Annotated in this window: 22 protein-coding genes and 1 pseudogene; 8 read left to right on the forward strand and 15 right to left on the reverse strand. The window is 59.4% G+C overall.

The genetic code is table 11. The features are described from left to right. Positions 1 to 201: 201 nt before the first annotated feature. Together CO664_RS02435 and CO664_RS02440 are read left to right on the forward strand one after the other, a co-directional pair. A complete protein-coding gene (locus CO664_RS02435) occupies positions 202 to 1,698 on the forward strand; it encodes an NAD-dependent succinate-semialdehyde dehydrogenase (protein WP_097538563.1) in 1,497 nt (498 codons plus the stop codon). Positions 1,699 to 1,829: 131 nt separating this feature from the next. Next, on the forward strand, positions 1,830 to 2,183 hold the full coding sequence (locus CO664_RS02440) for a cupin domain-containing protein (protein WP_097537840.1): 354 nt from the start codon (positions 1,830 to 1,832) through the stop codon (positions 2,181 to 2,183). A 181-nt stretch (positions 2,184 to 2,364) separates the two neighbouring features. On the opposite strand, the gene CO664_RS02445 is transcribed toward CO664_RS02440, so the two are convergent. The 4 genes from CO664_RS02445 to CO664_RS02460 form a co-directional block, all read right to left on the reverse strand. Further along, positions 2,365 to 3,204 carry a GNAT family N-acetyltransferase gene (locus tag CO664_RS02445; RefSeq protein ID WP_176536481.1) on the reverse strand — a complete coding sequence of 280 codons (840 nt, stop codon included), beginning with the start codon at positions 3,202 to 3,204 and terminating at the stop codon, positions 2,365 to 2,367. 272 nt (positions 3,205 to 3,476) lie between these two features. After that, complete coding sequence (locus tag CO664_RS02450) at positions 3,477 to 3,830, reverse strand: cupin domain-containing protein (protein ID WP_066877114.1); 354 nt, start codon at positions 3,828 to 3,830, stop codon at positions 3,477 to 3,479. Between the two features lie 137 nt (positions 3,831 to 3,967). Beyond that, entirely contained in the window at positions 3,968 to 4,954 is a 987-nt protein-coding gene (locus tag CO664_RS02455; RefSeq protein ID WP_097537842.1) for a threonine dehydratase, read from the reverse strand. 375 nt (positions 4,955 to 5,329) lie between these two features. Beyond that, positions 5,330 to 6,574 carry an FAD-binding oxidoreductase gene (locus tag CO664_RS02460; protein WP_234820154.1) on the reverse strand — a complete coding sequence of 415 codons (1,245 nt, stop codon included), beginning with the start codon at positions 6,572 to 6,574 and terminating at the stop codon, positions 5,330 to 5,332. Here CO664_RS02460 and CO664_RS31095 point away from each other — a divergent pair. Further along, positions 6,503 to 6,661, forward strand: coding sequence for a hypothetical protein (locus CO664_RS31095; RefSeq protein ID WP_234820172.1), 159 nt, complete (start codon positions 6,503 to 6,505; stop codon positions 6,659 to 6,661). The genes CO664_RS02460 and CO664_RS31095 overlap by 72 nt on opposite strands. 20 nt (positions 6,662 to 6,681) lie before the next feature. On the opposite strand, the gene CO664_RS02465 is transcribed toward CO664_RS31095, so the two are convergent. Together CO664_RS02465 and CO664_RS02470 are read right to left on the reverse strand one after the other, a co-directional pair. Beyond that, the gene (locus tag CO664_RS02465; RefSeq protein WP_097537844.1) at positions 6,682 to 7,107 is read right to left on the reverse strand and encodes a RidA family protein; all 426 of its coding nucleotides are present in this window, start codon (positions 7,105 to 7,107) and stop codon (positions 6,682 to 6,684) included. Beyond that, positions 7,107 to 8,285 (reverse strand): DSD1 family PLP-dependent enzyme, encoded by a 1,179-nt coding sequence (locus CO664_RS02470; RefSeq protein WP_097537845.1) that lies wholly within the window; start codon positions 8,283 to 8,285, stop codon positions 7,107 to 7,109. The genes CO664_RS02465 and CO664_RS02470 overlap by 1 nt, the downstream gene beginning before the upstream one ends. A 91-nt stretch (positions 8,286 to 8,376) precedes the next feature. Here CO664_RS02470 and CO664_RS02475 point away from each other — a divergent pair, with 91 nt between their 5' ends. Continuing rightward, on the forward strand, positions 8,377 to 9,306 hold the full coding sequence (locus CO664_RS02475) for a LysR family transcriptional regulator (RefSeq protein WP_097537846.1): 930 nt from the start codon (positions 8,377 to 8,379) through the stop codon (positions 9,304 to 9,306). On the opposite strand, the gene CO664_RS02480 is transcribed toward CO664_RS02475, so the two are convergent. The 7 genes from CO664_RS02480 to CO664_RS02510 form a co-directional block, all read right to left on the reverse strand. Next, positions 9,300 to 10,727, reverse strand: coding sequence for an aldehyde dehydrogenase family protein (locus CO664_RS02480; RefSeq protein WP_176536528.1), 1,428 nt, complete (start codon positions 10,725 to 10,727; stop codon positions 9,300 to 9,302). The two genes, CO664_RS02475 and CO664_RS02480, sit on opposite strands and share 7 nt — an antisense overlap. A gap of 204 nt (positions 10,728 to 10,931) precedes the next feature. Further along, positions 10,932 to 11,372, reverse strand: a complete 441-nt coding sequence (locus tag CO664_RS02485; protein WP_097537848.1) for an Lrp/AsnC family transcriptional regulator — start codon at positions 11,370 to 11,372, stop codon at positions 10,932 to 10,934. 18 nt (positions 11,373 to 11,390) lie between these two features. After that, positions 11,391 to 12,176, reverse strand: coding sequence for a homoserine kinase (locus tag CO664_RS02490; protein ID WP_097537849.1), 786 nt, complete (start codon positions 12,174 to 12,176; stop codon positions 11,391 to 11,393). Next, a complete protein-coding gene (locus tag CO664_RS02495) occupies positions 12,095 to 13,597 on the reverse strand; it encodes an aspartate ammonia-lyase (RefSeq protein ID WP_234820081.1) in 1,503 nt (500 codons plus the stop codon). The genes CO664_RS02490 and CO664_RS02495 overlap by 82 nt, the downstream gene beginning before the upstream one ends. A gap of 41 nt (positions 13,598 to 13,638) precedes the next feature. Then, positions 13,639 to 15,108: an aldehyde dehydrogenase family protein gene (locus tag CO664_RS02500; protein WP_176536482.1), complete on the reverse strand. Its 1,470-nt coding sequence runs from the start codon at positions 15,106 to 15,108 to the stop codon at positions 13,639 to 13,641. Next, positions 15,105 to 16,166 carry a homoserine dehydrogenase gene (locus CO664_RS02505; RefSeq protein ID WP_176536529.1) on the reverse strand — a complete coding sequence of 354 codons (1,062 nt, stop codon included), beginning with the start codon at positions 16,164 to 16,166 and terminating at the stop codon, positions 15,105 to 15,107. Before CO664_RS02505 ends, CO664_RS02500 begins: the two co-directional genes overlap by 4 nt. A 373-nt stretch (positions 16,167 to 16,539) precedes the next feature. After that, complete coding sequence (locus CO664_RS02510; protein WP_097537851.1) at positions 16,540 to 17,415, reverse strand: GNAT family N-acetyltransferase; 876 nt, start codon at positions 17,413 to 17,415, stop codon at positions 16,540 to 16,542. Between the two features lie 231 nt (positions 17,416 to 17,646). On the opposite strand from CO664_RS02510, the pseudogene CO664_RS02515 reads away from it, so the two are divergent. The 3 genes and pseudogenes from CO664_RS02515 (at position 17,647) to CO664_RS02525 (ending at position 20,654) form a co-directional block, all read left to right on the forward strand. Further along, a pseudogene (locus CO664_RS02515) lies at positions 17,647 to 18,266 on the forward strand (M20/M25/M40 family metallo-hydrolase). An 18-nt stretch (positions 18,267 to 18,284) separates the two neighbouring features. Further along, positions 18,285 to 19,208, forward strand: a complete 924-nt coding sequence (locus tag CO664_RS02520) for a glyoxylate/hydroxypyruvate reductase A (protein WP_097537852.1) — start codon at positions 18,285 to 18,287, stop codon at positions 19,206 to 19,208. A gap of 168 nt (positions 19,209 to 19,376) precedes the next feature. Beyond that, positions 19,377 to 20,654 carry an FAD-binding oxidoreductase gene (locus tag CO664_RS02525; protein WP_097537853.1) on the forward strand — a complete coding sequence of 426 codons (1,278 nt, stop codon included), beginning with the start codon at positions 19,377 to 19,379 and terminating at the stop codon, positions 20,652 to 20,654. Between the two features lie 944 nt (positions 20,655 to 21,598). Here CO664_RS02525 and CO664_RS02530 read toward each other — a convergent pair. Together CO664_RS02530 and CO664_RS02535 are read right to left on the reverse strand one after the other, a co-directional pair. Next, positions 21,599 to 22,576 (reverse strand): threonine/serine dehydratase, encoded by a 978-nt coding sequence (locus tag CO664_RS02530; protein ID WP_176536483.1) that lies wholly within the window; start codon positions 22,574 to 22,576, stop codon positions 21,599 to 21,601. Further along, a complete protein-coding gene (locus CO664_RS02535; protein ID WP_097537855.1) occupies positions 22,573 to 23,568 on the reverse strand; it encodes an ornithine cyclodeaminase family protein in 996 nt (331 codons plus the stop codon). The genes CO664_RS02530 and CO664_RS02535 overlap by 4 nt, the downstream gene beginning before the upstream one ends. A gap of 322 nt (positions 23,569 to 23,890) precedes the next feature. Between CO664_RS02535 and CO664_RS02545 the strand changes: the two genes are divergently transcribed. Beyond that, a complete protein-coding gene (locus CO664_RS02545) occupies positions 23,891 to 24,733 on the forward strand; it encodes a GNAT family N-acetyltransferase (protein WP_234819549.1) in 843 nt (280 codons plus the stop codon). Positions 24,734 to 24,814 lie beyond the last annotated feature (81 nt).

Genomic DNA, 24,814 nt, shown 5'->3' on the forward strand with positions numbered 1-24,814 from the left:
CTGAGGCATGATCTTATCGATCCTTGTTTCACTCCGGTCGGATCATGCTCTAGTCGAAGAACCTAGTGTTTCATGGGGGTAGCGCGTTCATGAACGTCGCAAATTATTACCGCAACCAATTTGATCTATGTTGACACCAATCGCAAAACCAATCTTATATTGATCGCGTGTCAAACCTGATTGGTAGCGAAGGTGCTGAACGTGAAACCAACTCCCGCGCAAAAAACGACTCCCCTTGTCTCTCCCGTCTCGGCTGCCGTAGTCCGCGATGCTCCTACGCAACTGTTCATCGGCGGCGAATGGGTTTCTGCAACAGAAGATCGTACCTTTGCAGTGGTCGACCCCTCGACCGGAGATGTGATCGCCGCCGTCTCCGATGGCGACATCGCCGATGGAATATCCGCGGTCGACGCGGCGGAAAAGGCGTCCGCGGCTTGGAAAGCAACCTCGCCGCGGCGTCGCTCGGAGGTTTTGATGAAGTGTTTTCACCTTGTGCTCGAACAGGCGGAATGGCTGGCGCAACTGATCACCGTCGAGAACGGCAAGGCACTTGCGGACGCCAGGTCGGAGGTCGCCTACGCGGCTGAGTTTTTCCGCTGGTATGCGGAAGAAGCTGTACGGGCGCCGGGTGAATTCGGATCTGCACCTTCCGGTGCCAACCATATCATCGTCAATCATGAGCCGATTGGTATCGCCGTATTGGTGACGCCCTGGAACTTCCCGGCAGCAATGGCGACTCGCAAGATCGCTCCCGCATTGGCCGCAGGCTGTACGTGCATCCTGAAGCCCGCAGCGGAGACCCCGCTCACGGCGCTAGCGATCGGCGAAATTATGCTGCAGGCAGGCGTTCCGGCCGGAGTGGTCAACATCGTGACTACGAAGAAGGCCGGCCCTGTGGTTAGCGCCATGCTGCACGACAAGCGGGTGCGGAAGCTGTCGTTTACCGGTTCGACAGGCGTCGGCCGCACACTGCTCCGCGAGGCCGCGGACCAGGTTGTCAGCTGCTCAATGGAACTGGGCGGCAATGCGCCCTTCATTGTGTTCGACGATGCCGACCTGGAGACGGCTGTCGCTGGAGCAATGGTTGCCAAGATGCGCAATGGCGGCGAGGCCTGCACTGCTGCTAACCGCTTCTATGTCCAGAAGGGGATTCTGGCGGACTTCACGCGGCGGTTCGCGGAGGAGATGGCCGCACTCAAGGTCGGACCAGGACTGGCTTCGGAGACGCAGCTCGGGCCACTGATCACCGAGGCCGCGGTCGCCAAGGTGGAACGCCTGGTGGACGATGCCGTTGCCAAGGGAGCGCGACTGGTTACCGGTGGCAGCCGCTTGAACGGCGACGGCTTCTATTATCCGCCTACCGTTCTGGCAGACGTTTCTCCCGATGCCGAGATCCTTCGCGAAGAAATCTTCGGGCCGGTTGCGCCGGTCATTCCGTTTGAAACCGAGGACGAGGTCGTCCAGATGGCCAACGACACCGAATACGGACTGGTTTCCTACGTATTCAGTGGCGACCTCAAGCGCGCACTTGCGGTCGCCGGACGGCTCGAAAGTGGCATGGTTGGAATCAACCGAGGCGTCGTCTCCGACGCTGCGGCACCGTTCGGCGGCATGAAGCAGAGCGGCCTCGGCCGCGAGGGAAGCCACCACGGCATGCTCGAATATCTCGAAACAAAATACATCGCCGCAAGCTGGTAGGCACCCTGCGATCCTGACCGCTTCCTTCTACCGTTATTGACAATCTCGTACCGAGGTCGGGGCCGCCTCGCATCCATCTTGTCTAACGACGACGCGAATTTGCTTTCACTCAGGTAAAAATGGAGAACTAGATGTCACTACTCAAATCGATCGACCCGAATCCTTCGTTCGAACCGAAGCACGCGACCCCCGCGCCGGATCGGCTTATCGCGGGCGCACCCGCCTTCAAAACTTGGGCGCAGGACAGCGACAAAGAGGGCAAGGTGAATACCGGCATCTGGGAGGCCACTCCCGGCGAGACGCACTCCATCAAGGGCGAAACCTTTGAATTCTGCCATATCCTGCAGGGAGTGGTCGAGCTGACAGAGAAGGGCAAGGAGCCGGTCATTTATCGCGCAGGCGACAGCTTCGTGATGAAGCCTGGCTATGTCGGGGTCTGGAAGACGATCGAGACGGTGCGGAAAATCTACGTCACCGTCACTTAATCGTTGCACCAAAGAGACCGTTCCGACGCACATTGCTTTCGATTTTTACGGCGGCGACGGGGCGACCTGGCAGAGGAGGTCTGTCGGGTCGGCAATGTCCAAAATGCTTGGGCGGATTGTTCGCCCAAGCGTCTCTCAAACCCAGCTCGTGCTTCCAGCAGTATCCCCAGGAAATATTCAGTCAGCCGAGAGCCTGGCTGGCCAGGACGAAAGTTCGAACCTCCGGCGTTTTCGACTCGCCTGTAGCACCTCGAGCCATCGCAACGACTCCGCCCTCGTGAGGCAGCCCCCAGCGGGCGAGCAGCGACGAAAGGCGGCTCTGTTCAGGGATGTCGATGCGCACGAAACGACCTTCCTTCCCGGAGAGGATAAAGGCAATCAGATCCCTCGCCTGTTCGGCGTTTTCTGCCACGACTGGCCCGACGACTTCGCCCATTCCGAAAGATCGCGTGGCCGCGAAGGCGAAGATATTGTCACCCTTCCGGACAACGGCAAACGGCCCCTCCTTCGCCAGCGCATCGTGGAGCGCGTCGCGATCGGCGCCGAAAGCCGCACGGTCGAGCGCTTTGATTGCCGGCATGGCGTCGCCGGGCCCGAACCACCCGACATTTTCAGGTGTATCGACCTGACCAACGACACCCTGATGGCGGACGACTTGATGAGTTACAACGAAGCCCAGCTTTTCATAAAGAGGCAAGCCGTCACTCGTTGCCGTCAAACGGCATTCCCGATCCCCGGCGAGTTCGATCACGGCGCTGGTCAATTTTCTTCCAAGTCCCCGGCCGCGCTGGCTTTCGTCGACAATAATCATGTTGATGGCTGAGCAGGTATTGCCGAAGGGAGTCATGAGAGCCGTGCCCACAACCCGGTCGCCCGCGAGGGCAACGCGTCCCTCGCTTAGCGACCATATCATTTCCCAGTCTTCCCTCCTGTGCGCCCAGCCTGCTGACCGCGACAGCGCTACGGCACCATCCAGATGGTGAGCCTCGAAAGGCGCGAGAGTAACCGTTTCCGTTTGCATGGGTTGATCCATTTCGTTGGTCTCTAAGCTCACCTTGGAACAGCAGCGGCGGGTTGTCGCGATGCCGGGTGAAGCATTGAAGTTTCAGGCTGTAGCGCGACAGCAGCGATGCATGAGGCCTTGAAGCGGTTTTCGCTGCGAGCGCGAGCCGGATTTGCAAGACGGAATGGGCGGATAAACCGCCCATTCAATTCGTGATTGCCGGATCGCTCCGTTCCTGCCCTGAAATTAGGAACAATGCACGTCGAGCAAGCATCCCCTCGCTCAAAGGATCAGGTGACTGTGACGAAGATTTTCCGCACCGTCTCAATTGTCTTCCAAACCCCGACATAGCCGGGCTTCATCACGAAGCTGTCGCCCGCGCGATAGATGACCGGCTCCTTACCCTTCTCGGTCAACTCGATCACACCATGGACGAGGTGGCAAAATTCAAACGTTTCGCCCTTGATGGAGTGCGTCTCACCGGGCGTCGCCTCGAAAACGCCGGTATTGACTCTGCCCTCCTTGGCGGTGTCCTGCAACCAGGTCTTGAAAGCGGGGCTGCCGGCGATCAGGCGATCCGGCTCGGCAGTCCTATGCTTCGGTTCAAACGATGGATTCGGGTCGATGGTTTTCAGTAGTGACATCTAGTTCTCCGTTTTTTACCTGAGTGAAAGTGATATCCGCGTCGTCGTTAGAAGCGGATGCATGACGGCTATCGCATCGACTTCGACGAGATAGCCATAGGGAAAACTCTGCCTGGAAGCTCTCGTGCCGCCGACTGTCACTTGCTTACCGTCACCGTCGGTGTCTCACCGGCCAGTACTTTCATGAAGATCTCGGCGTCCACATTTGCGCCGCTGAGGATTAGCCCGACCTTCTTGCCGCGCATGGCAGAGGCTTCCTTGAGGAGCGCCGCAAGCGGTGCGGCGCCGGCGCCCTCGGCGACATTGTGGGTGGCGCGATAGATGAGGCGCATCGCTTCGGCGATCTCCTCGTCGCTGACGGCGACGATCCGCGAGGCGCCCTTCGAGTAGATTGCGAAAGCGTCTTCGACGGGTATGCGCACGGCCATGCCGTCGGCGAAAGTCAGCGCCGTTTCGGTTTCTATCAACCGTCCGGCCTCGAAGGAAAGCTTCGCGGCCGGCGCGTGCGCCGAAACGACGCCGATCACTTCCGTCTTCAGGCCGAGGGCCTCGCGCGCGGCGATGACGCCGCAAATCCCCGAACCGCAGCCGATGGGCACATAGACAGCATCGAGATCAGGCACCGCGCTAAAGAGTTCCAACCCGTAGGTCGCGACACCCCGGACGATCTCCTCATGAAAGGGCGGTACCAGGAAGAGACCGGTTTCGGCGGCAAGGCGCCGGGCTTCGGCACGGGCCTCGTCGAAGTCGCGGCCGTACTCGATGACCTCGCCGCTAAAGCCCCGCATGGCTGCGTTCTTCTCGACGGAATTGCCGTGCGGGACCACGATTTTGGCGGCAAGACCGGCTGCCCGCGCGGCACGGGCCTGGCTCTGGCCATGATTGCCGCGCGTCGCCGTGACGATCCCTCTGGTCGGACTCCCGCTGCGGCGGAGCCAATCCATGAAGGTGATTGCGCCGCGGACCTTGAAAGCGCCGGCCGGCGTATGGTTCTCGTGCTTGATCCAGACCACGGCCCCTGCCTTTTCCGAAATCTGCGGCCATGCATATTGCGGAGTGGGTGACATATACCGATAGACGAGTGCGGCGGCTTCCTCGAGGTCCTTGCTTGCGAACAGATGCATGCCTTGCTTCCATGTTTCTTCGACGCGTAACCAGCGTCGTTTATCAGCCAATATCGGTGGTGAGGTCTCTGCCACCTACGGCATCTCCGCCATAATCCGCCCGGTCCTCTACTCTCGCCTGGGTATTGCATCAGCTTCCCAGGTTCGGGCCGGTCAGGCGGGATGGGCGCCTTCCATTGGGGCGCACGAGACTCCACCTACGATTCGGCGCTTCTTCAAGCAAATATGGGACAGGCCCTGCCTTGGCAGTCTTTCCGCGGTCCCGACTGCCCATTCGGGTCTGCATGCCCGCGTCGCCGGGACAGGTGACACATCGGGGCTCCTCGCCCAGGCGAAATCTGTTGCGCCGACCTCACACGAGCTTCATCTACACCATCAAATTCCGCCCACCTTGATTCTGGAGCCGTCAAAGAAGCGCGACAGCCGGAAGGGCGTGGGGTCGACACAGGTTGTATCATTGGCAACCAGCTCGGCTGCCAGGCGGCCGATGCCCGGCCCGAGCCCGAAGCCGTGGCCGGAACCGCCCGCGGCCAGGTAAAGGCCTTTCACACTATCGGCCTGCGAGATGACCGGTACCGCGTCCGGCGTACAATCCACATAGCCTCCCCAACTGTCGGCGACTTCGATGCCCGTCAGTGCAGGGAACTGGTTTGTGACACCTTTCAGAATAGCCGCGATCGTGCGGCGGCTCGGCGCCGGGTCAAGAACGCGCATCCGCTCGAACGGCGACGTCGTGTCGCTATTCCAGCTAGCGAATGCCTCCGGACCACGAAAGAAGGACCCGTTGATGCCTATTTGCACCGCTTTCAGACGCTTCATGAACATCGGCATGAACGAGCGGGCGTAGCGAAGGCCTTGTGGAGTGATATCCAATGTAGCCCTGCCGCTGATCGCAAGCGTGTAGCTGCCATCCAACCGGCGGGTCAACGCGCACTCCGGCGTATAGATCGCCTCACCCAGGTCCGTTGTGGGTCGGGTACGCAGCGCCGTCTGGCGCACGCTCGCCTGCGGGAACAGGACTCCGTACTGGCGACAAAACATCGACGTCCAGGCACCACCGGCGCAAAGAACGGCTTGCGTCCGGATGGTCCCCTTTTCGGTGATAACCCCCGCCACCGCTCCATTGACCATATCGAGGCCTCGGGCAGCGCATTCCTGGTGGATCGTCGCCCCAAATTTGCGAGCGCCGTTCGCGATAGTCGGCGCGGCGGTCGCGGGCTCGGCCTTGCCGTCATTGATCGAATGGACCCCGCCAAGCCATTGGCGGCCTTTCGCCGGAATTGCGGCAGCCGCTTCCCTGGCGCTCAGCATCTTCGTATTGACGTTGAACGGGCGGGCCGTCTCACGCCATGCTTCCCATTCCGCCAACTGCTTCGGATTGTCCGTGGCGTAAAGCAGACCGCATCGGCGGAAGCCGACGTCGTCACCGATCTTCGCCGCGAACTCATCCCAAGCTTGCAACGCGATGCCTGAGAGCGGCAACTCGCGCGCATCCCGCATCTGCCGCCGGCACCAACCAAAGTTGCGGCTCGACTGCTCGCAGCCGACATGGCCTTTTTCGACCAGAGCGACGGACAGTCCCCGCTCTGCGAGAAAGAAAGCTGCCGTTGCACCGACGATGCCGCCGCCGATGACGACGACATCCGCCTGGGCGGGAAGCTCTTGATCGTTCTGTATGCGTTTGACGATTGGAGACATGGGGGCTGACCTGAACTTTGGCGGCCGATCTAAACGGCACTGTCTGCTGCCCCTCCGGCAGGAGCATCTGAGGCAATGACGGCTATCGCATCGACTTCGACGAGATAGCCATAGTGAAGTTCCGGCACCGGAACGACGGTGCGAGCCGGGCGGGAATCCCCTAGTCGCGCCGCATAAACCTGGTTGAAGCGGGGCCAATTGGCCACGCCGACGATGTAGGCAGTCACCCTGACGAGATCGGCGGGGGTTCCGCCTGCGGCTTCAAGAATCGCCAGCAGGTTGTCGAGCGCCTGCGCCGCCTGGGTCTCGAAGCTGTCGTCCGCCAGGGCTTCTCCACCGGGTCGGATCGGCAGCTGGCCCGAAATGTAAAGGTGCTGACCGACAAGCTTTGCTTGTGAGTAGTGGCCCGCAGGGCTTGGTACTCGATTGGTATTCACGGTTATGGGTTTGGACATCACCAGCCTCCGAAGCGGGTCCAGCGGGTCTCGACAACGTGCGAGCGGCCGCGGACCACGTGATAGGTTTCGTGCTGCGCCGCGGTTGCACAGGCGTGGTTCGGCAGAATCCGCACCCGGTCTCCAACCGCCAGGTCCGGCAGTCGTCCATTCGACCCGGGGCGCACCGCTATAATTCCATGTTCCTGGTTCGCGTCGGCAACGATGATGTCATGATAGGGCGTGCCATCCACGTCACAGACCAGGCCATAGCCCTGGTCGACGGCCTGCTTGCCAGTGCCGCGGTCCCGCGACAGCGACATCCATCCGCCATCGGTAATGATCCAGCCTTTCTCGCGCTGGTGTCCGATGACGGTCGCAAGCACGCTGAGCGCGATGTCGTCGATTTGGCAGACACCGAGCCCAGCCATCACCAGGTCGAAGAAGACGAAGACGCCCGCGCGGACTTCCGTCACTCCAGCGAGGTCCGTCGCGTGATGGGCCGTCGGTGTCGAGCCGACGCTGACGACCGGGCAGGGCAGCCCCGCGGTCCGCAGAACGTGCGCCGCCTCCACGACGGCCAATCGTTCCGTCTCCGCGGAGAGCCGCAGCGCCTCGACGCCTCCGCCCTTATAGCTGTCACCCGCGTGGGTGAGGACGCCACGCAGCTCAGCACCTGCCGTCAGCGCCTGCCCGATTTCCACCAGTTGCGCCCGATCAGTGGCGCGCACACCCGAGCGATGGCCGTCGCAATCGATCTCGATCATGGCCGGGATGCGCGTCCCGGACCGCCGAGACGCCTCGGCTACCGCTCGTGCCTGCTGAACAGTATCCAGAGTGACCACGAGATCGACGCCGCTTGCCCGCAGCTCCGCGACACGCTCGAGCTTCGCTGGAGCGATACCGACTGCATAGATCATGTCCCGGACGCCTGCCGCCGCGAACTGTTCAGCCTCCTTCAGGGTAGAGACGGTTGCCGGTCCCGCCGGCGAGCTCATCACCCGCCGTGCCACTTCGATCGACTTGGCGGTCTTCAAATGCGGCCGGAGTGCCACTCCCATGGCGTCAAGTCGGCTTCTGAGCCGCTGAACATTCCTGTCCATTCGGCCAGCGTCCAGGACCAAGCAGGGTGTTTCCAGGTCCTCAAGGCTGGTAGAGGCGGCCAGCCGGGGTGTGGGCTCGATCGTCGCTAGGACCATGATCTCATCTCCAATTCGGGATTTCACCTTGCAGTCAAACCATAAAGATGACAATTAATGACAAGTGAATGTTTGCTTCAGGTGTTCATTAATGTTGACGTCCGATGACCTTGCGTTCTTTTCGGTGCTGACAGGCTCGAAATCTCTCGCGGAAAGCGCGAGAAAGCTGAACGTCACCCCTCCGGCAGTGACACAGCGCCTGCGAGCGCTGGAAGAGAAGGTCGGGGTGCGGCTGATCGACCGGTCCGGACGGCGGCTGCGCCTCACGGAAGAGGGCTCGTTGGTTGCTTCTCACAGCGTTATCGTCAGCGAGACCATCGATTCACTTGCCGAAGCCCTAGCTGATCGCAGAGGCGCGGTTCGCGGACACCTCAGGGTCGCCGCACCACACGGCTTTGGACGGCTCTATGTGGCCCCGGTCGTGGAAGCGTTCGCACGAGAGCACGGCGGCGCGACCGCTACCCTGCAGCTGTCCGATCATCCGGCGGCTCTGCTCGTCGAAAGCTATGATGTCGTTGTTCACATCGGGGCGCCGGGGCATCTGGACCAGGTCGTTACGACACTGGCGCCGAACCCTCGAATACTCTGCGCAAGTCCGAGGTACCTCGGCTCGGCACCGCCCATTTCAGCGCCCGCCGATCTTGCTCAACATCGCTGTCTTGCCGTTCGGGAAAACGACGAGGACGTGACGCTGTGGCGCTTCAAGGGGCCGCGACAGGAGATGGCGACGGTGCGCGTCAATCCGGTCATGTCGAGCAACGATGGTGCCGTCATCCGCGAGTGGGCGCTTGCCGGTCAGGGCATCATGATCCGTTCCGAGTGGAACGTGGCAGAAGATCTCGCTGATGGGCGGCTGCGGCAGGTGCTGCCCAACTGGAAGCTCCCGCCGGCCGACATTGTCGCGATGCTCGGCTCGCGTCACGGGCGAAGCGCCCGGACTACTGCCTTCCTGACGATGCTTCGACAAGCGCTGAAGCCGCCGCCCTGGCAAGCGGCTTGTGCGGAACCGGGTGGTCAATAGCCCAGGATGGACTTCGTCTCGAGATACTCCTCAAGCCCGTGTACGCCATACTCGCGGCCATTGCCTGAGCGCTTGTAGCCACCGAAAGCGGCCGTCCCGTCCCACGCCGGATAGTTGATGTGAACCTGCCCGGCGCGGATTCGGGAGGCGACCCGCCGTGCCCGCTCGGGATCCGGGGACTGGACATGGGCTCCCAGTCCATAGACCGTGTCGTTGGCGATCGCGATTGCCTCTTCTTCGTAGCGATAAGGAATGATTACCAGTACGGGTCCGAAGATTTCCTCGCGAGCGATGCGCATATCCGGCCGAACCTCGGAAAAAATCGTCGGCTGCGTGAAGAAGCCTCGATCGAGACCTGCCGGGCGTCCCAGTCCGCCGCACAGGAGCTTCGCGCCTTCGTCGATTCCCGCCCGAATCATGGTCTGCACCCGCTCATACTGGGCGCGATTGGCGATAGGCCCCATGGTGGTGGCTGGATCCCTCGGGTCGCCGACGCGGATAGCATCGGCGGTTTTGCTGGCCAGATGCTCGACTTCGGCGAGCCGATGAGCGGGCACGAGCATGCGGGTCGGGGCGCTGCACGACTGGCCGACATTGCGCATTCCGGCAAGGACGCCTTTCGGTACCGCCTCGGCGAAATCGGCGTCATCAAGCAGGATGTTGGGTGACTTGCCGCCAAGTTCCTGGACTACCCGCTTGACCGTCGGAGCCGCCGCCTGCGCGACCAGTACACCCGCGCGCGTTGAGCCGGTGATCGAGATCATGTCGACATCTGGATGGCTGGAGAGAGCTGCGCCGACACTCTCTCCGGTGCCATTGACCAGGTTGAACACTCCTGGCGGCGTACCGGCGTCATGCATCAGTTGGGCGAAGAGCAAGGCGCTGTAGGGGGACAGCTCGCTGGGTTTGAGGACGACGGTGCAGCCCGCCGCGATGGCTGGGGCAAGCTTGGCGGTGATCTGGTAGAGTGGCCAGTTCCACGGGGTGATCAAAGCACAAACACCGATCGGCTCCTTTGCCGTCGCGGTGCGCCCATTCATCGTCAGGAACGGGTATTTCTCGAGCACCTCCATCTGAACGCGAACGTGCTCGGCAGCAAAGAAAACCTGCGAGGCACGCGCGAAGCTGATCGCCGCGCCCATCTCCATGACGAGGGTCTCAGCGAATAATTCCGCTCTCTCCTTCAGTAGCGCATGCACCCTGCCGAGCAGCTCCAACCTTTCGGACACAGGTGATTGCGAGAAGGCGGGGAAGGCTTTGCGCGCTGCCGCAACCGCGAGGTCGACGTGGTTTGCGTCTCCGGCGGCGATATGCCCAATAACCCGTTCCGAGGCGGGATCAATGACGGGCAGACTTGTTGCGTCCGCGTATTCTTGCCACTCCCCGCCAATATAGAACTGGGTTCCTCGTTCGGTTATCATCATTTGAACCTCTCGACAGTGCGATGCGGCCGGGGCGAGCCTGCGTCAGAAGCATGCCCTATTTCACCTGAAGACCACAATTTATGTAGCCTGAATGTCGGCTTAAGAAGGGCGTTAACAAACCCATCCACGCGCTCGATGTCGAGCCACAGCTGATCCTTTCGGGCGAGGTCAAAACAAGATGTGCCTTTGTTTTGGGGCGCTCTATTTTCGGATTACCGAGGAGAGAGCAAAGGCAGTCAGTGTATCGCGCACCCCGGGCATCTCAGCTATCAGCTGCCAAATCTGCCGGATGCGATCGGCCTCGAGAGACTCGACCCTGACGAGGAGATCGAAGTCGCCGGTCATAACGTCGCAAGCGACGACTTCCGGGATTTTCCGCAGCGCCTGGATGACGTCGCCGCCCCTCATGCGATCGTGCCGGTAAACGAAGATCAGTGCGGTCGTAACGTGTTGGCTACTCCCATCGCCGGTCACGATCGTATATCCTTTGATGAAGCCTTGTCGCTCCAGTCGCTCGATCCGCACTCGCACGGCGTTGCGCGAAAGATTCACCTTCGCCGACAACTCCGCGTGCGAGATCCGGGCGTTGGCTTTCAATTCGACGAGTATCTGTTCGTCAGTTCGATCGAGAAGATATTTCATGGGGTTGAAGCCGGTCGATCAGCCTAGAATGTCGGGCGTTACTGACCGATAAGCTACCATGGCGATTTCCGGTAGGAAGGTTTTTTCCTTTTGGCTTGCCAAACGCTTCGATGTTGAAGCCATTATGAAACCCGGCAATGCCTCTTTTTCCGCGCCGGTCAGTCTTCGGACCTCTTCATAACCCTGCAGTAGCGCGCGCGCCCGCTCTTTGTTCAGTTCTCCGTTGGATTCCCCCGCCCAACCGACAATCACATCCGCAACCTCCGACAACAGCGTATCATCGTGCCGCAGTCTGAAGTTAATGACCCCGCTTACTTCATCTCCAAGGAAAAAGATATTCTCGTGGACCAACGCGCCGTGAACAGCCCCAGATGGTAGATCTGTTGATGTGCACTTCGCCTTTCGTTCCAAAACAGTATGGACTTGAGCCATCACACGACCCAGGTTTCGGCATTTTGCCGCGCCTGCAATGCTGGACGAGGAGCCCGGTACGAAGCTGACGACCGCAACCAATCGACCTGCGGCCCGGCACGTGGCGTTGCCGTCGTGGGTGCGCAGCGGCTTGGGGCAGGGGACGCCCTTTCGATAGAGCGCCTCCATCGTTTCGAAAGCTCTTTCCAGATCTAAAGGCTGGGCTCCGTTCTCGAAAAGCGTAACGATGAATTCGCCTTCCTTGGCGCGAAACAGGTAGGTCGTCTCGCTGTCGCCGTCAGCGATCCCAATCACTGACAAAAGCGACCTAAACCCATAGGCTGCAGTGATCGACTGGCGATCTTCATCAGAAAGCTCGGTAAAAACAGCCATTTTCCTACCCTATCGGCCGACGAACTCAGGGACGTTTTGCGAACGCTGCCTTCAAAGAGCTCGTCAATTTGGCCAGGCGCCAAAATTCCTTCCTCTTCCACGACCTGCCGCAATTCCCGCTTTTCAGTCAGCGCCTTTTTGGAAAGATACGCTGCCTTGCTATACCCGATAAGCATTGCCAACGGCGTCGCGAGCACGAGAGACTGGTCTAGGAGGGCCTTGCAGCGGTCGACGTCGACTTCAATACCCTCGATGCATCGCTGCTTAAAAATCTCCATCCCCCGCGTCAGCATCCGCATGGACTGAAGGATGTTGAGAACCATCACTGGCTCCATTGCATTCAGTTGCAACTGCCCCGCGCTGGCCGCGAGCGTTACCGTGAGATCATTTCCGATAACCTGGAACCCGATCTGGTTCATCATTTCCGGAATGACGGGATTGACTTTGCCGGGCATGATTGAGGATCCCGCTTGCACAGGCGGCAGTCGGATTTCACCCAGGTCCCCGCGAGGCCCACTGCTCAAGAGACGCAAATCATTGCAGATCTTGGTCAGCTTCACTGCAATTCGTTTCAGAACACCGGAGAACGAAACGAACCCGCCCGCATCAGATGTGGCCTCAATCAGGTTTCGGGCTGGAATGACGTGGATCCCCGAAATCTGCGCCAGGTGCACGCAAGCTGCGGCGGAAAAACCGGGAGGCACGTTGATTGAGGTGCCGATCGCAGATCCACCGAGATTGACTTCTTTCAACAGCTTGGAAGCCGACTGCAGTTGGATGATATCTTCGTCGATGAGCTCCGCGAATGCTTCAAATTCCTGCCCAACTGTCATCGGAACAGCATCCTGCAACTGAGTGCGGCCGACCTTCAGCGCAGTCGCATATTCACTCGCCCTTGCACGGAATGCGTCGCGCAAGCCGACCTGGGACGCTATCAGTCCGTCACAAGCGCGAAGAATGGTCAGACGGAGCGCGGTGGGATAGACATCGTTGGTCGACTGGGAAAGGTTCACATCATCATTGGGATGCAACTTTGCGTAGTCGCCCACATTGGCCCCGAGCTTCAAGAGCGCGAGGTTAGTTACAACCTCATTAACATTCATATTCGTGGACGTGCCAGCGCCGCCCTGCATCATATCGATCGGGAAGTTCTCATCGACACCCTTCAACTCGATGAGATCATCGCAGGCCTCGGAGATCGCCGATGCTTTTTCCACCGGGAGAAGACCAAGCTCAGCGTTCGCGAGCGCTGCCGCCTTCTTGACCATAGCCATAGATTGGATAAGTTCGGGAAAGTCTTTCAGCCGAAGACCCGAAACGTCAAAGTTGAGCTCGGCTCGACGAGAGTGGACGCCGTACAGAACATTGCGAGGGATAGGGAGGGACCCGATCAAGTCGGCCTCTATGCGTTCAGTTCCCATTCTCTACCCCCCGGTCCAGAATTCCGGCGTCGTGCACTGCATCAGTGATTGCCTTTTGCGCAGGCGGGCCTAGACTCATCAATGAGCTGAACTGACCGCTTCAGCCGATTGATGCAAACGACCTTCGGCTGGGTCATGTCTTCATAGGCAAACCGAACGCCTTCACGTCCCATGCTGCCATATTTAAAGCCGCCAAAAGGCATCGCGTCGAACCGGTAGTCGGACGAGTCATTGATCATTACACCTCCGGCATCGATTTGGTTGGCGGCATGAAGAGCCTCCTCCAGATCGTTGGTGAAGATACCAGCGTGGAGGCTGTATTCTGGACTGTTTGCCAGCTGGATTGCCTCCTCCAGTTCATCGAACGGCTGCAGGATAACAATCGGTGCAAAGACCTCCTCAATCCACAGGTCGCACGTTGCTGGCGCGTTCTCCAGTACTGTTGGCGGGTAGAGGTTGCCGGAGGGGTTGTGCCCGCAAAGGAGCGTTGCGCCAGCGGCGATTGCGCGCTCGACCATTGCAGCGGCTCGGGCGACCGCCTTTTCGGAAATCATCGGCCCGACGTCGGTATCTGCGTCCATCGGATTGCCGGTCTTGAGCTCGGCAGTCCGAGCGACGAAGTCTGCCTTGAACCGCTCATAGATGGGGCGCTGGACCAGAATTCGCTGCGTGCCGATGCAGTTCTGGCCGGCCGCCCAGTAGGCACCCGACACGCATGCTTCAACCGCCGCGTCAAAGTCGCTGTTTCCCATAACGATAACCGGCGCATTTCCGCCGAGATCCATCGCGAGCTTCTTGATGCCGACACTCTTCGCGATGGCCTCGCCGGTCTTAAAACCACCCGTGAAGGAGATCATCCGAACGTCCCTGGCCGAAACGAGCGATTTGCCCAGGTCTGCCCCGCCGACAGCTACCGTGATGACTGCCTCCGGTAACCCGCTTTCGAGTAGCACTTCCACCAGCTTGATGGCCGACAAAGGCGTAAGCTCCGAGGGCTTCAGGAGTACCGCATTGCCGCCGGCGATCGCGGGCCCGAGCTTGTGGGCCACGAGATTGAGCGGGTCGTTGTAAGGCGTGATCGCAGTGATGATGCCGAGCGGCTCTCGTGTGTACCAGCCCTGACGGGATTCCGACCCGGCATAGGAATCAAAGGGGATCACCTCGCCAGCATTTCGCTTCGCTTCATCCGCCGAAAGCTTCAACGTATTGACGCACCGCGTAGCCTCCTTGCGGGCCTGGGTAATTGTCTTCCCGGCTTCCCGCACGATTAGGAGTGCAAATTCCTCCATTCGGGCTTCAACAGCTGCTGCCGCCTTTTCGAGAATTGCGGAGCGCTCATGGCGGGGCAGGGATCGTGCGATCTGCGCACCCCGATTGGCGCGCTCAAGCAGCAGGTTCACGCTGTCCGTGCTGGTCTCAGAAACCGTTCCGACAAAGCTGCCGTCGAACGGATTGCTGATAATGATCTCGTCTACGGAGGTCTTCTTGCTGAGAGCGAGGCTCTGCATCATGCGGCCTCCTTCGTAGCGGTGCCTGCCTGGGCTTTGTGAATGGCGACGATATCGGACAGCAGCGCATAAGCGGTCTCAACCCGGCCGGCCCCAGGGCCGGTGATGGTGACGCGACCGAGTAGTTCGGTGTCAAGCGATACCGCATTGGACGCGCCGTTTACACCGGCGAGTGGATGCTCGAAGGGAAGCTGCTTCGGAGAAACGCTGCTAGTTACCGTCCCGTCTTCATTCCGAACCGCCGATCCGATTAACTTCCAACGGCTATTTGCTGCGGCTGCGGCTTCGATATCGGAAGGACAAAGCCTGGAGATGCCCGTGCACGTGACTTCTTCGGGCTTGAGGCTTGCCCCCAGCAACTCGTTTGCCAGGATCACCACCTTGAGGCGAACGTCAAAGCCTTCCACATCGGCGGTTGGATCGGCTTCCGCATAGCCGAGTATCTGGGCTTCCCTGACCGCAGTGGCGAAGTCAAGGCCGCATTCCATGCGGCCGAGGACGAAGTTCGAAGTACCGTTCAAGATCCCCTCGAAACCCTTCACCTCTGCGCCGACGAGCGTCTTTTCCGCCATGCGGATGACAGGGGTTCCACTCATGACGGAGCCTTCATATTCGAAATGAACGCCGTTCGCCTTTGCAAGGGCCTTCAGTTCCTGGGCAGCGATGGCGACCGGCCCTTTGTTCGTGGTGACGACATGCTTGCCGGACTGCAGCGCCCAGCGGCAGTGCGAAACAGCTGGCTCGCCGTCCTTCGGGTTTGTAAATGTCGCTTCCACGATGATGTCGGCAGGCGCCGTCGCGATGATGGTCTCGTTGTCGGCTTCCGCGGTGCCGCCAGAAAGCTGCCCGAACCCGCCTTTCGCGAAGTTCGCTTCAACCAGGGTCTTGGCATCGAGGCCGTTCGGCGAAATAACGGACCCGAGATAGAGGTCGCTGACAGCTACGATGTTCAGGCGGAAGCCGAGGTCTCGTTCCCAGAGAGGGTTCTTCGTCGCAATGAGTTCGGTGAGAGCGCGATTGACGCCACCAAATCCGATAAGAGCAATGTTGTAGATTGTCATTTGGATTCTCCGGTGAAGCATTGTGTTCCGCAATGATGAGATGCAGACCGCTTCGTCGGAACGGCACAAACAGACCAATCTGCTGTGCGCTTTGCTCATTCCACCGCCGTCTTGCATGATGGCCTGGGGTTGATGATTGAGACACTCAACCCTCAGCCAGGACGGCAAAACCCGCAAACGGGCTCAGATCATCGCTGCACCCTCACCACGGGCGACAGTGCCGCGCGAGCGGCATCATCCTCGTACCAAAAGCGGATACACAAGGTTCAGCAACAGTATTTCCTGGGCCAGATCATCATCGAGCTTGACGCGTGGAAAAAACTGACATGCGCTACCCTCCGCGGAGCAAGGCGCCAGTTGGGGTGCTTGTATTTCAGCTCAACGCATGGCCGGCCAAGCCATAGACCCACGGCTCGTTGTCTTTTCGGTTCAGGAACCGGCGGCCCTTGGACATGGTCGTATCCGTCTCGGAAACCGCGAGTCGGCACTGCTGCAGAAATTCGGCAAAGGCCGCCTTGTCACGCGTGTCGATGCGAGCGAACTGTCCTGCAAGCCGCTTCAAATGCACGGCTGTGAGATGGATTGCGTCATGATCATTGCTTGCCACTATCGGGCCGACGACATGGCCGCGCCCGAACTCGTGACGCATGGAATAGCCGACAATTTCGCCACCTCGTCGCAATATAGAAGTTGAAGCATTTTCCGAAAGCAGTGCGAGCAGCTTGCCGCGATCTACGCCGAAGGCCCGCGCATCGAGAGCGGTGATCTCATCGAGCTTGTCGCTTGATGGTTCGCTCAATTCACCGTTCAGGGGCGGCAGAGTCGGAAGCGTCGGTGCGACGTCCCCCTGGTACTGGTATACGATTGCTTCCTTCTTGAAGCCGAGCGACAGGTACAGCTTATAGGCCGCATCGGTCGAGTTTAGGCTTAAGTTGCGGCCGGCGCAGCGTTCAAACACCTGTTCCATGAGCCATCGGGCGTTTCCCTGCGCTTGCGTGCGGGGCGATGTGATCACCAGGCCGACGGTGGCGAAGTCGTCACCGTGCGGAAACCACATCGCGCTTCCGAACACACGTCCGATACCATCCACGGCGACGATGCCGTGGCCGGCGCGGCGCAGGAAATCCCAATCCTTTGGCCGGTGTGGCCAACCAACCCCGATCGACAGCGCGTGAAGCAAGCTCACGTCGACATCGTTGATATCCCGCGCTGTCAATTCAAAGGATTTCAGGCGCACTGATCTTTGCATTTCAGTTCAATCCGCTCCGTTCATCGGAGGCCAACTCTCGAGCAAACAGCGTCTTTGATTCCACCGCCGATTGCAACATAGGTACACTATTGCACGCAGTGGCCTGCAGGTTTCACTTGTTCGCGGCAACTATTCGAAATCTTCAGCCGAACCGAAGCTATGTTCGGCAGAGAAAACTCCTGCCTCGGCTTAACCTGACTGTCACGGGTCAACTCTGAAGGCAAGGTCCCCATGAACGTCGAAGAGATCCTCGCAAGGTTGATCGCATTTCCCTCTGTCGTGGGCACTCCAAACAGCGCGATTGTCGATTGGATTTGTTCGTACTGTCTGGCAGCGGGGGCTGAAGTGACGGTCCACCCCGGCCCCGAAGGTGGCCGGTCTAATCTGTTTGCCACCATCGGGCCGCGCGAGGGCAGGGGTTATATTCTGTCTGGCCACATGGATGTCGTGCCGGCCGGCGAACGGGAATGGAGTTCGGATCCTTTCGTCCTGCGCAGGGGGATAAGCTTTACGGCCGCGGCACGTCCGACATGAAAGGTTTTCTCGCCTGTGCTTTGGCCGCATTGCCGAAGCTTGCAGGCATGAACCTACAGCGGCCAGTCGATCTTGCCTTTTCCTATGACGAAGAGGCGGGCGCCCGCGGTGTGCCACAGTTGACGGGGCACGAGCCGCTTGCGGCAGTGAGCTATGGCACCGAGGCGGGGCTTTATCAGCAGGCCGGCATCGACGCGATCATTTGCGGCCCGGGGAATATCGACCGCGCCCATCGTCCCAATGAATACATTGAGACCGGCGAACTCGCGGGGTGCCAGAAGATGGTCGAGGATCTCGGCAAGCACCTTGCCGCATGATGAAAGAGGGTGAATTACATGGCATTTCTCTTCAATTCCGATGCCGCACGCGGGGCAGTTTTTCGTGAGCTCTTTGCGCGCGAGCTCCCGGATGTGGATTTTTTTCATCACAGCGAAACCGTAGACCCGGACAAGGTGCGTTATCTCCTGACTTGGACTGTTCCCGCTGACATCTCGCGCTATCGCAATCTGGAAGTACTGTTTTCCATCGGCGCAGGCGTCGACCAGTTCAACCAGGACGGCGTCCCTGACCATGTAAAAATCGTTCGCATGGTCGAGGATGGCATCATTCGAATGATGCAGGAATATGTTGCCCTCGGCGTTTTGACCCTGCACCGGGAGTTGCCTGCCTATCGGGAGCTGCAGAAACGCCATATGTGGCAGGCTCTTGCCGCTCCGCAGGCGACCGAACGACGAGTGGGCTTCCTGGGTCTCGGTATGTTGGCCCAGGCGGCAATCGAACGCTTGAAGCCGTTTCAGTTTCCGCTATCCGGATGGAGCCGCGGCAGAAAGAAGCTGGACGGCGTCACCTGCTTCCATGGAGCAGATGAGCTTGCCCGCTTTCTGATGCAGACGGATATTCTCGTCTGTCTGCTGCCGCTGACCGACGAGACTCGCGGCATTCTCAATGCCGAGCTCTTCTCGCTGCTGCCGGTGGGCGCACGGCTGCTGCATGTTGGCCGAGGCCCGCAGCTTGACCAGACCGCCCTTATCGAGGCGCTCGACAACGATCATCTGGCCGCAGCAATGCTCGACGTGACGGATCCCGAGCCGCTACCCGAAGACCATCCACTCTGGTCCCATCCGAAGGTGGTGTTAACGCCGCATATCGCCTCCGTGACGCAACCGCATACGGCAGCACAAGCGGTCATAGAAAACGTCCGACGACACCGCGCCGGAGAAAATCTGGTCGGCCTCGTCGATCGGACACGCGGCTACTGAAGTGCACGCCGCGGAGTTTACCCGCAAACAGAAGATCCTGTGGTTTGCGCCACTAAACGCAGGTAGTTGTTGCGAAACAAGAACGTTTGTGCCGCTGCTCATCCGCAGAAGCGGGCGTACACTCTACTATCCGAACCGGGCTTAGATGAGCATGAAGGGTGTGCATCGATGAAATTCGCCTCCTACTGGCATGAAACCTCCGTTCCATTCGCCGGGGGCGTGGTCGGGCCTGTCTCAGGTGACTTCGAGGTCGCGGTGATCGGTGCCGGCTTCACCGGCCTCAGTGCCGCGCGCAAGCTCGCGAAGTCCGGGGTGAAAGTCGCTTTGCTCGAAGCGGAGCATGTCGGCTATGGCGCGTCTGGCCGCAATGGCGGGCACCTCAACAGCGGGCATTTCGCGAGCTTCAGTGCCGCCAAGCGCCATTTCGGGGAAATCCAGGCGCGCGGGTTGTGGCGTGCCTACGATGACTCGATCGACATGATCGAAGCACTCATCGAGGAGGAAAAGATCGACTGCAACTTCCGCAGAGGCGGAAAACTCAAGCTCGCATCCAAGCCCTCTCACGTCGGGAAGCTGCAGGCGACGTGCGAAGAGATCCGCCGCGAGGTCGACCCGTCGGCCGAATGGCTCACTCGTGAGGATCTTCGCAACGAGGTCCGTTCGGGTGCGTTCCACGGGGCGATCCTGTCTCCGAAATCCGCCATGATGCACATGGGCCGCTACGCCAATGGTGTGGCCAATGCCGCCCATCGCTATGGCGCGGCAATCTGGGAGCAGAACCCTGTCATTGGCCGCGAGCGCGCAGCAAATGGTTGGAGGCTCATAACGCCGACCGGTTCGCTTACCGCTCGCCAGGTTATTCTGGCGACTGACGCCTATACATCTGGCGCGTTCGGCTATTTCTCCCGAAGGATGATGCCGATCGCTTCCTTCATCATCGCCACGCGCCCTCTCACCGAACAGGAGATTGCCGCGACTGTTCCGGGAAACCGCAACTTTACCAACTCGCTGAACATCGCGAACTATTTTCGCCTAACACCGGATAACCGGATGCTGTTCGGCGGTCGGGCGAGATTTTCGGCAGAGTCGAACCAGAAGACCGATGTCAGCTCCGGTCAGCTCTTGCGCAAGCAAATGGTCGGCATATTTCCTCAGCTTGAGGGTGTCGAGATCGACTATTGCTGGGGCGGCCTCGTGGGATGCACCCAAGATCGTTATCCGCGGGCTGGCAGCGCCGACGGTGTGCTTTACAGCATGGGCTATTCGGGACACGGAGCTCAGCTGTCGACTTTCATGGGTAACGCCCTGGCCGAGATGGCGATGGGGCGCAAGGATGCCAATCCGCTTGAGGGCATGGCTTGGCGCGCCGTGCCGATGCACACCGGCAAGCCTTGGTTCCTGCCAATTGTGGGCGCCTATTACCGGATGAAGGACATGCTTCCCTGAACCATGTTCGCGCCGCGTCAGAGGGCTCGTGGAGCTGGGTTCCGAGAAGATTTTGGCGCGTTCCACGTTTGCAAAGACAAGGGTCTCGAAAACGAGGTTGTCGTCAAAGCTTTGGGCAGATCTGGAATTCCTCGCACAGTTCATCAAAGGCGATCTCGTTGACGCTGTGGCCAAGGCGAGCAGGCAGTGGCTATGCGCAGCGCTAGGCGCTGGCGAAGATCGTCGAGAGCGGGCTGATGCCCGCGATCCATGCTGTCGTCCGCTGGCGGCGCTTGGATCTGGTGCAGTGGATCTTTCAGGAATTCCGCATCTCGATAGATGAGACGACGGTCAGGCGGGAGTTGCCGCCAAAGGTTTGCGTTCGACGCGGTCTGAAGTCTCAGAAAAAATGTGGCTACCGTCGGGGCCCAGTTCGACGGCAGCCAGTTTACCCTGGGAGGAGGGAGAGGGGCATGCGCGTGGATGGCTTTGATACACTTGGCCTCGGGTCTCCATCCAACGAGTGATATCTTACGCAGCTGCAGGAGCGGCTGCGGCGTTTCGGGGGGTCGCCAGCATGTTGTTCGGTCTGTTGGCCGCCCTGAAGCTAATTTAGCTGAGGCTTGCCTTGTCCGGCTGGCAGCGCGTACCCGTTCGATCTCCGCCCGACGATGGAGCGAGCGCAAAATAGGCCCGTAAAGGAAGGTCAAAGGCCCGAGCGGCGCTAGCTAAGCTAGCAGGGAACTGCGCCAGAAACGGATTGGCGCACGTGACCGCTTTCCACAACGCGTTGCAGCCTTTCCGGATCGCGTGGTGGATTAGCCGCTTAGGACGGTCGTTGCCAAGCTGATCGCCGAATGGCGTGTTTCGAGCTGCATTCCGGACCGGCAGATTCTTGCTTGGTGATGAGAAGCGCGGACGTTCAACTGCGAACGGGACGCTGAACTGACCGAGGCTGTAACTGATTACCCCGCTGCCTTGTATATCGCGGCAAGATCGCCTAGGTCCCAGTTCCCGCCAGACAACACCGCACAGACTTTTTCGTCGGGCTTGACGTCTATGCTGCCCGCCAACAAGGCTCCAATACCAATCGAGGCGGCTGGTTCAGCGATCAATTTCGCATCCCTGGCAAGAGCACGCATGCCGGCGATGATGTGCTCGTCTTCAACAAGAACAATCTCGTCCACATATCTTTCGATAATCGGGTACGGGTTTTGACCCGGAACACTTAACCTCAAGCCATCCGCAATGGTGTTCTTCAAGGGAAGCGATGTGCGCTCCTTGTTTATCCGGCTGTGAAAATACTTCGGCGTCAACGCAGGCTCTGCCCCGATGACGCGCACCGATGGTTTCGTTTCTTTTATGGCGGTAGCGATTCCCGAGATCAGGCCTCCGCCGCCCACGGGGACAATGACCGTGTCCACATCGTGCAGGTCCTCGAGTATTTCACACCCGATCGTTCCCTGACCGGCCATCACGATGGGGTCCTCAAAAGCGTGAACAGCCGTGTATTTGTTTTCTTCAGCGATTTCATACACCCTTTTCCATCGGGCGGCGGTGTCCCCATCGAAAAGAATGACTTCTGCCCCGAGGGCTTTTGTATTTTCCAGCTTGATTTTGGGCGTGGTGACCGGAAGCACCAATATCGCTTTTACGCCCAGCATCCTGGCGGCATAAGCAAGCCCTTGGGCATGGTTGCCCGATGACGTCGCGATAATGCCGTTTGCGATCTCTTCTCTCGAGAGCGAGAGAGCCTTGTTCAGGGCGCCGCGGATTTTGAATGCGCCAGTAATCTGCAGGGTTTCGGGTTTGAGATACAGCTGACAACCAGCGGCCTTCTCGATTTTCTCCGCACGCAATAGCGGCGTGTGCCTGACGTGCGGTTTCAGCCGTTCCTGGGCTTCACGGATATCCTGAATGGTGGGGTAGTTGCGCATGGTCATTCCTCAAAAAACTGAAAGAAGGTGCCGACGTTATTGGCTATGGCGTTCTGATAGATTTTGCTGGCTGTCGTATTGTCTTGTATGGCCATGCCCGTGGAATCGAAGATCGTGATTTCGTCATGACTTTCTCGTCCGGGCTTCTGTCCCAACAATACCTCGCCGATTTCGCCGTGGATGTCGTTTCTGGTGATGATGTTTCTATCCAATGGGTGCCAGGTTTCGCCCTTTTCTGTGCATTGCGAAATCGAGTCGACGACGAGCTTTGCGTTCCTGAATATCTCCGGATCCAGTTCTTGTTTGCCGCGTTGATCCGTGCCGATGGCAACGATGTGTGTGCCGGGCTTCACCCAATCCGCTTCCACAAGCGACCCTTTCCCGCGTGTCGTCGTTATCAGGATATCGGCCTGCTCAACGGCTTCCTTTTTGGAGTTTGCCATGATTACAGGAATGCCAAATTCGCTCTCGATATCGGTCTTGTATCTGGAAAGCGTCTCGGGATTATTGTCCCATGCGTGAATCTCTTCGATTTTCATGATCTCGTTGATAGCCCGAATTTGCATTCTTGCCTGATTTCCTGTCCCGATCGATGCTATTGTCCTGGCGTTCTTCCTCGCCAGGGCCTTGACGGAAACGGCTCCAGACGCCCCCGTTCTGAGACCAAGGATCAAGCTTCCATCCATAACGCAACTCAACGCACCGCTCCTGGCATCAAACAGGAAAATGGTCGCCATGCCATTGGGCATGCCGTGTGCTGTCGGGTTATCGATGAAACCTCCGGAAGAGGCTTTCATGGAGATCACTTCATTGGCTTTGTAGTACCCAAGCTTGAAGTCGATTTCCCCGCGAGGCGACGGGAGATCTATTCCGATGTAGTCGGGTTGTTCGACCTGATCGCTGTTAAAGGCCTTGTATGCCTCTTCCACCGCGCCGATGACTTCCGTCATACCGATTAGCCGTCTTACTTCATCCTTCTTAAGCAGCAGCGTTTGCATGCATGACCTTTCTATTTTCTGGCATCGGCACAGCACGCCCAGCACCGCAATCACGATAGTCGGAGAGCGCGGAGATTAGTGGCCGGATTCGCCTCGACCGGAAGCAGATTGTTCTGCGTCGCATAGAAGCTTTGGCAGAGAGTTGCAGCCGGCGCCTTTCCAAGTGCAGGCATCGGCGTATAGATTCCGTCATGGTCGGCACAAGATGCGGCACAGGCGGTAAAGCTTAGCGCGGACGCGTGGCGCATGTCCGTACGTCGGGAGGAACTGCTGTCTTATGCGGGTTACCTTGAACCTTGAAGACACAGGCCGGAACCGCATCATGATCAACCAAGCGATCATTCTCGAGAAGATGACACCAAAGCATCTGGACAGGGCATTGGAATTGTCCCGCCAGGTGCAATGGCCGCATCGGCGCGAGGATTGGGAACTGGTCCAGTCAATCAGCCAGGGAATCGTCGCACTCGAAGAGGATCGCCTCGTCGCGACCATCATGATGACGCCCTATGGCGACGACGCCGCCACCATCAACATGGTCATCGTCGATGCCGCGATGCGCGGCCGCGGCCTCGGCCGGAAGATGTTGGAAGAGGCGCTTGCCAAAGCGGGTGAGCGTACCTGCTATCTGGTGGCGACGCAGGAAGGTCTTCCACTCTACGAGAAAGTGGGTTTTGCTGTGACCGGAGAGACCGTGCAGCACCAAGGCGAGCCGTTGCGGGTCGAGGCACCGGCCCATGTAAAATGGAGCGAGAGCGGCGATCATGCCAGCCTGGTGGCGCTGGATCGCGCGACAAGCGGTCATGACCGTACGGCATTAATGGCGATTCTGCGCGAGCGGGCGAAGTTCGCTGTCATTCGCGATGCCGGCGAGATCCAGGCCTTCGCGGCGATCCGGCCTTTCGGCCGTGGGCTGGTCATCGGACCGGTGGTAGCGAGAAACGCTTCCGAAGCCAGGGCCCTGATCGATTTCCTGCTCGCCCATCACCAGGGCGGGTTCGTCCGTATCGACACGGATGTCTCCACGGACCTTGCAGGATGGCTCACCGCGCGCGGGCTCAACCACGCCGGCTGTGGGATCAAGATGCGACGTCGCGGGGCCGCGTGGGGGCAAAGCAAGCCCACCCATCACCGCAACTACGCGCTGGTCAGTCAGGCACTCGGTTGATCTTGGCGGAAAAAAAGACTCGCTTGTCGAGTTCGACGGTGCCACCGCTCCATCCGTTCGCCGGCCATTGAAAGCCGTAAT

Origin of the sequence: Sinorhizobium sp. NG07B (assembly GCF_002532005.1) — a bacterium.
Classification (GTDB): domain Bacteria; phylum Pseudomonadota; class Alphaproteobacteria; order Rhizobiales; family Rhizobiaceae; genus Sinorhizobium; species Sinorhizobium fredii_C.

What these genes read in the sequence shown, in the direction of transcription:
- CO664_RS02490 (WP_097537849.1), bottom strand. Translation starts at nt 12,176, where the DNA reads ATGGCTGTTTTTACCGAGCTTTCTGATGAAGATCGCCAGTCGATCACT.
- CO664_RS02465 (WP_097537844.1), bottom strand. Translation starts at nt 7,107, where the DNA reads ATGTCCAAACCCATAACCGTGAATACCAATCGAGTACCAAGCCCTGCG.
- CO664_RS02475 (WP_097537846.1), top strand. Translation starts at nt 8,377, where the DNA reads ATGTTGACGTCCGATGACCTTGCGTTCTTTTCGGTGCTGACAGGCTCG.
- CO664_RS02440 (WP_097537840.1), top strand. Translation starts at nt 1,830, where the DNA reads ATGTCACTACTCAAATCGATCGACCCGAATCCTTCGTTCGAACCGAAG.
- CO664_RS02450 (WP_066877114.1), bottom strand. Translation starts at nt 3,830, where the DNA reads ATGTCACTACTGAAAACCATCGACCCGAATCCATCGTTTGAACCGAAG.
- CO664_RS02480 (WP_176536528.1), bottom strand. Translation starts at nt 10,727, where the DNA reads ATGATAACCGAACGAGGAACCCAGTTCTATATTGGCGGGGAGTGGCAA.
- CO664_RS02510 (WP_097537851.1), bottom strand. Translation starts at nt 17,415, where the DNA reads ATGCAAAGATCAGTGCGCCTGAAATCCTTTGAATTGACAGCGCGGGAT.
- CO664_RS02485 (WP_097537848.1), bottom strand. Translation starts at nt 11,372, where the DNA reads ATGAAATATCTTCTCGATCGAACTGACGAACAGATACTCGTCGAATTG.
- CO664_RS02535 (WP_097537855.1), bottom strand. Translation starts at nt 23,568, where the DNA reads ATGCAAACGCTGCTGCTTAAGAAGGATGAAGTAAGACGGCTAATCGGT.
- CO664_RS02445 (WP_176536481.1), bottom strand. Translation starts at nt 3,204, where the DNA reads ATGCAAACGGAAACGGTTACTCTCGCGCCTTTCGAGGCTCACCATCTG.
- CO664_RS31095 (WP_234820172.1), top strand. Translation starts at nt 6,503, where the DNA reads ATGGCCTTTTTCGACCAGAGCGACGGACAGTCCCCGCTCTGCGAGAAA.
- CO664_RS02520 (WP_097537852.1), top strand. Translation starts at nt 18,285, where the DNA reads ATGGCATTTCTCTTCAATTCCGATGCCGCACGCGGGGCAGTTTTTCGT.
- CO664_RS02455 (WP_097537842.1), bottom strand. Translation starts at nt 4,954, where the DNA reads ATGCATCTGTTCGCAAGCAAGGACCTCGAGGAAGCCGCCGCACTCGTC.
- CO664_RS02505 (WP_176536529.1), bottom strand. Translation starts at nt 16,166, where the DNA reads ATGACAATCTACAACATTGCTCTTATCGGATTTGGTGGCGTCAATCGC.
- CO664_RS02495 (WP_234820081.1), bottom strand. Translation starts at nt 13,597, where the DNA reads ATGGGAACTGAACGCATAGAGGCCGACTTGATCGGGTCCCTCCCTATC.
- CO664_RS02470 (WP_097537845.1), bottom strand. Translation starts at nt 8,285, where the DNA reads ATGGTCCTAGCGACGATCGAGCCCACACCCCGGCTGGCCGCCTCTACC.
- CO664_RS02525 (WP_097537853.1), top strand. Translation starts at nt 19,377, where the DNA reads ATGAAATTCGCCTCCTACTGGCATGAAACCTCCGTTCCATTCGCCGGG.
- CO664_RS02530 (WP_176536483.1), bottom strand. Translation starts at nt 22,576, where the DNA reads ATGACCATGCGCAACTACCCCACCATTCAGGATATCCGTGAAGCCCAG.
- CO664_RS02545 (WP_234819549.1), top strand. Translation starts at nt 23,891, where the DNA reads ATGATCAACCAAGCGATCATTCTCGAGAAGATGACACCAAAGCATCTG.
- CO664_RS02500 (WP_176536482.1), bottom strand. Translation starts at nt 15,108, where the DNA reads ATGATGCAGAGCCTCGCTCTCAGCAAGAAGACCTCCGTAGACGAGATC.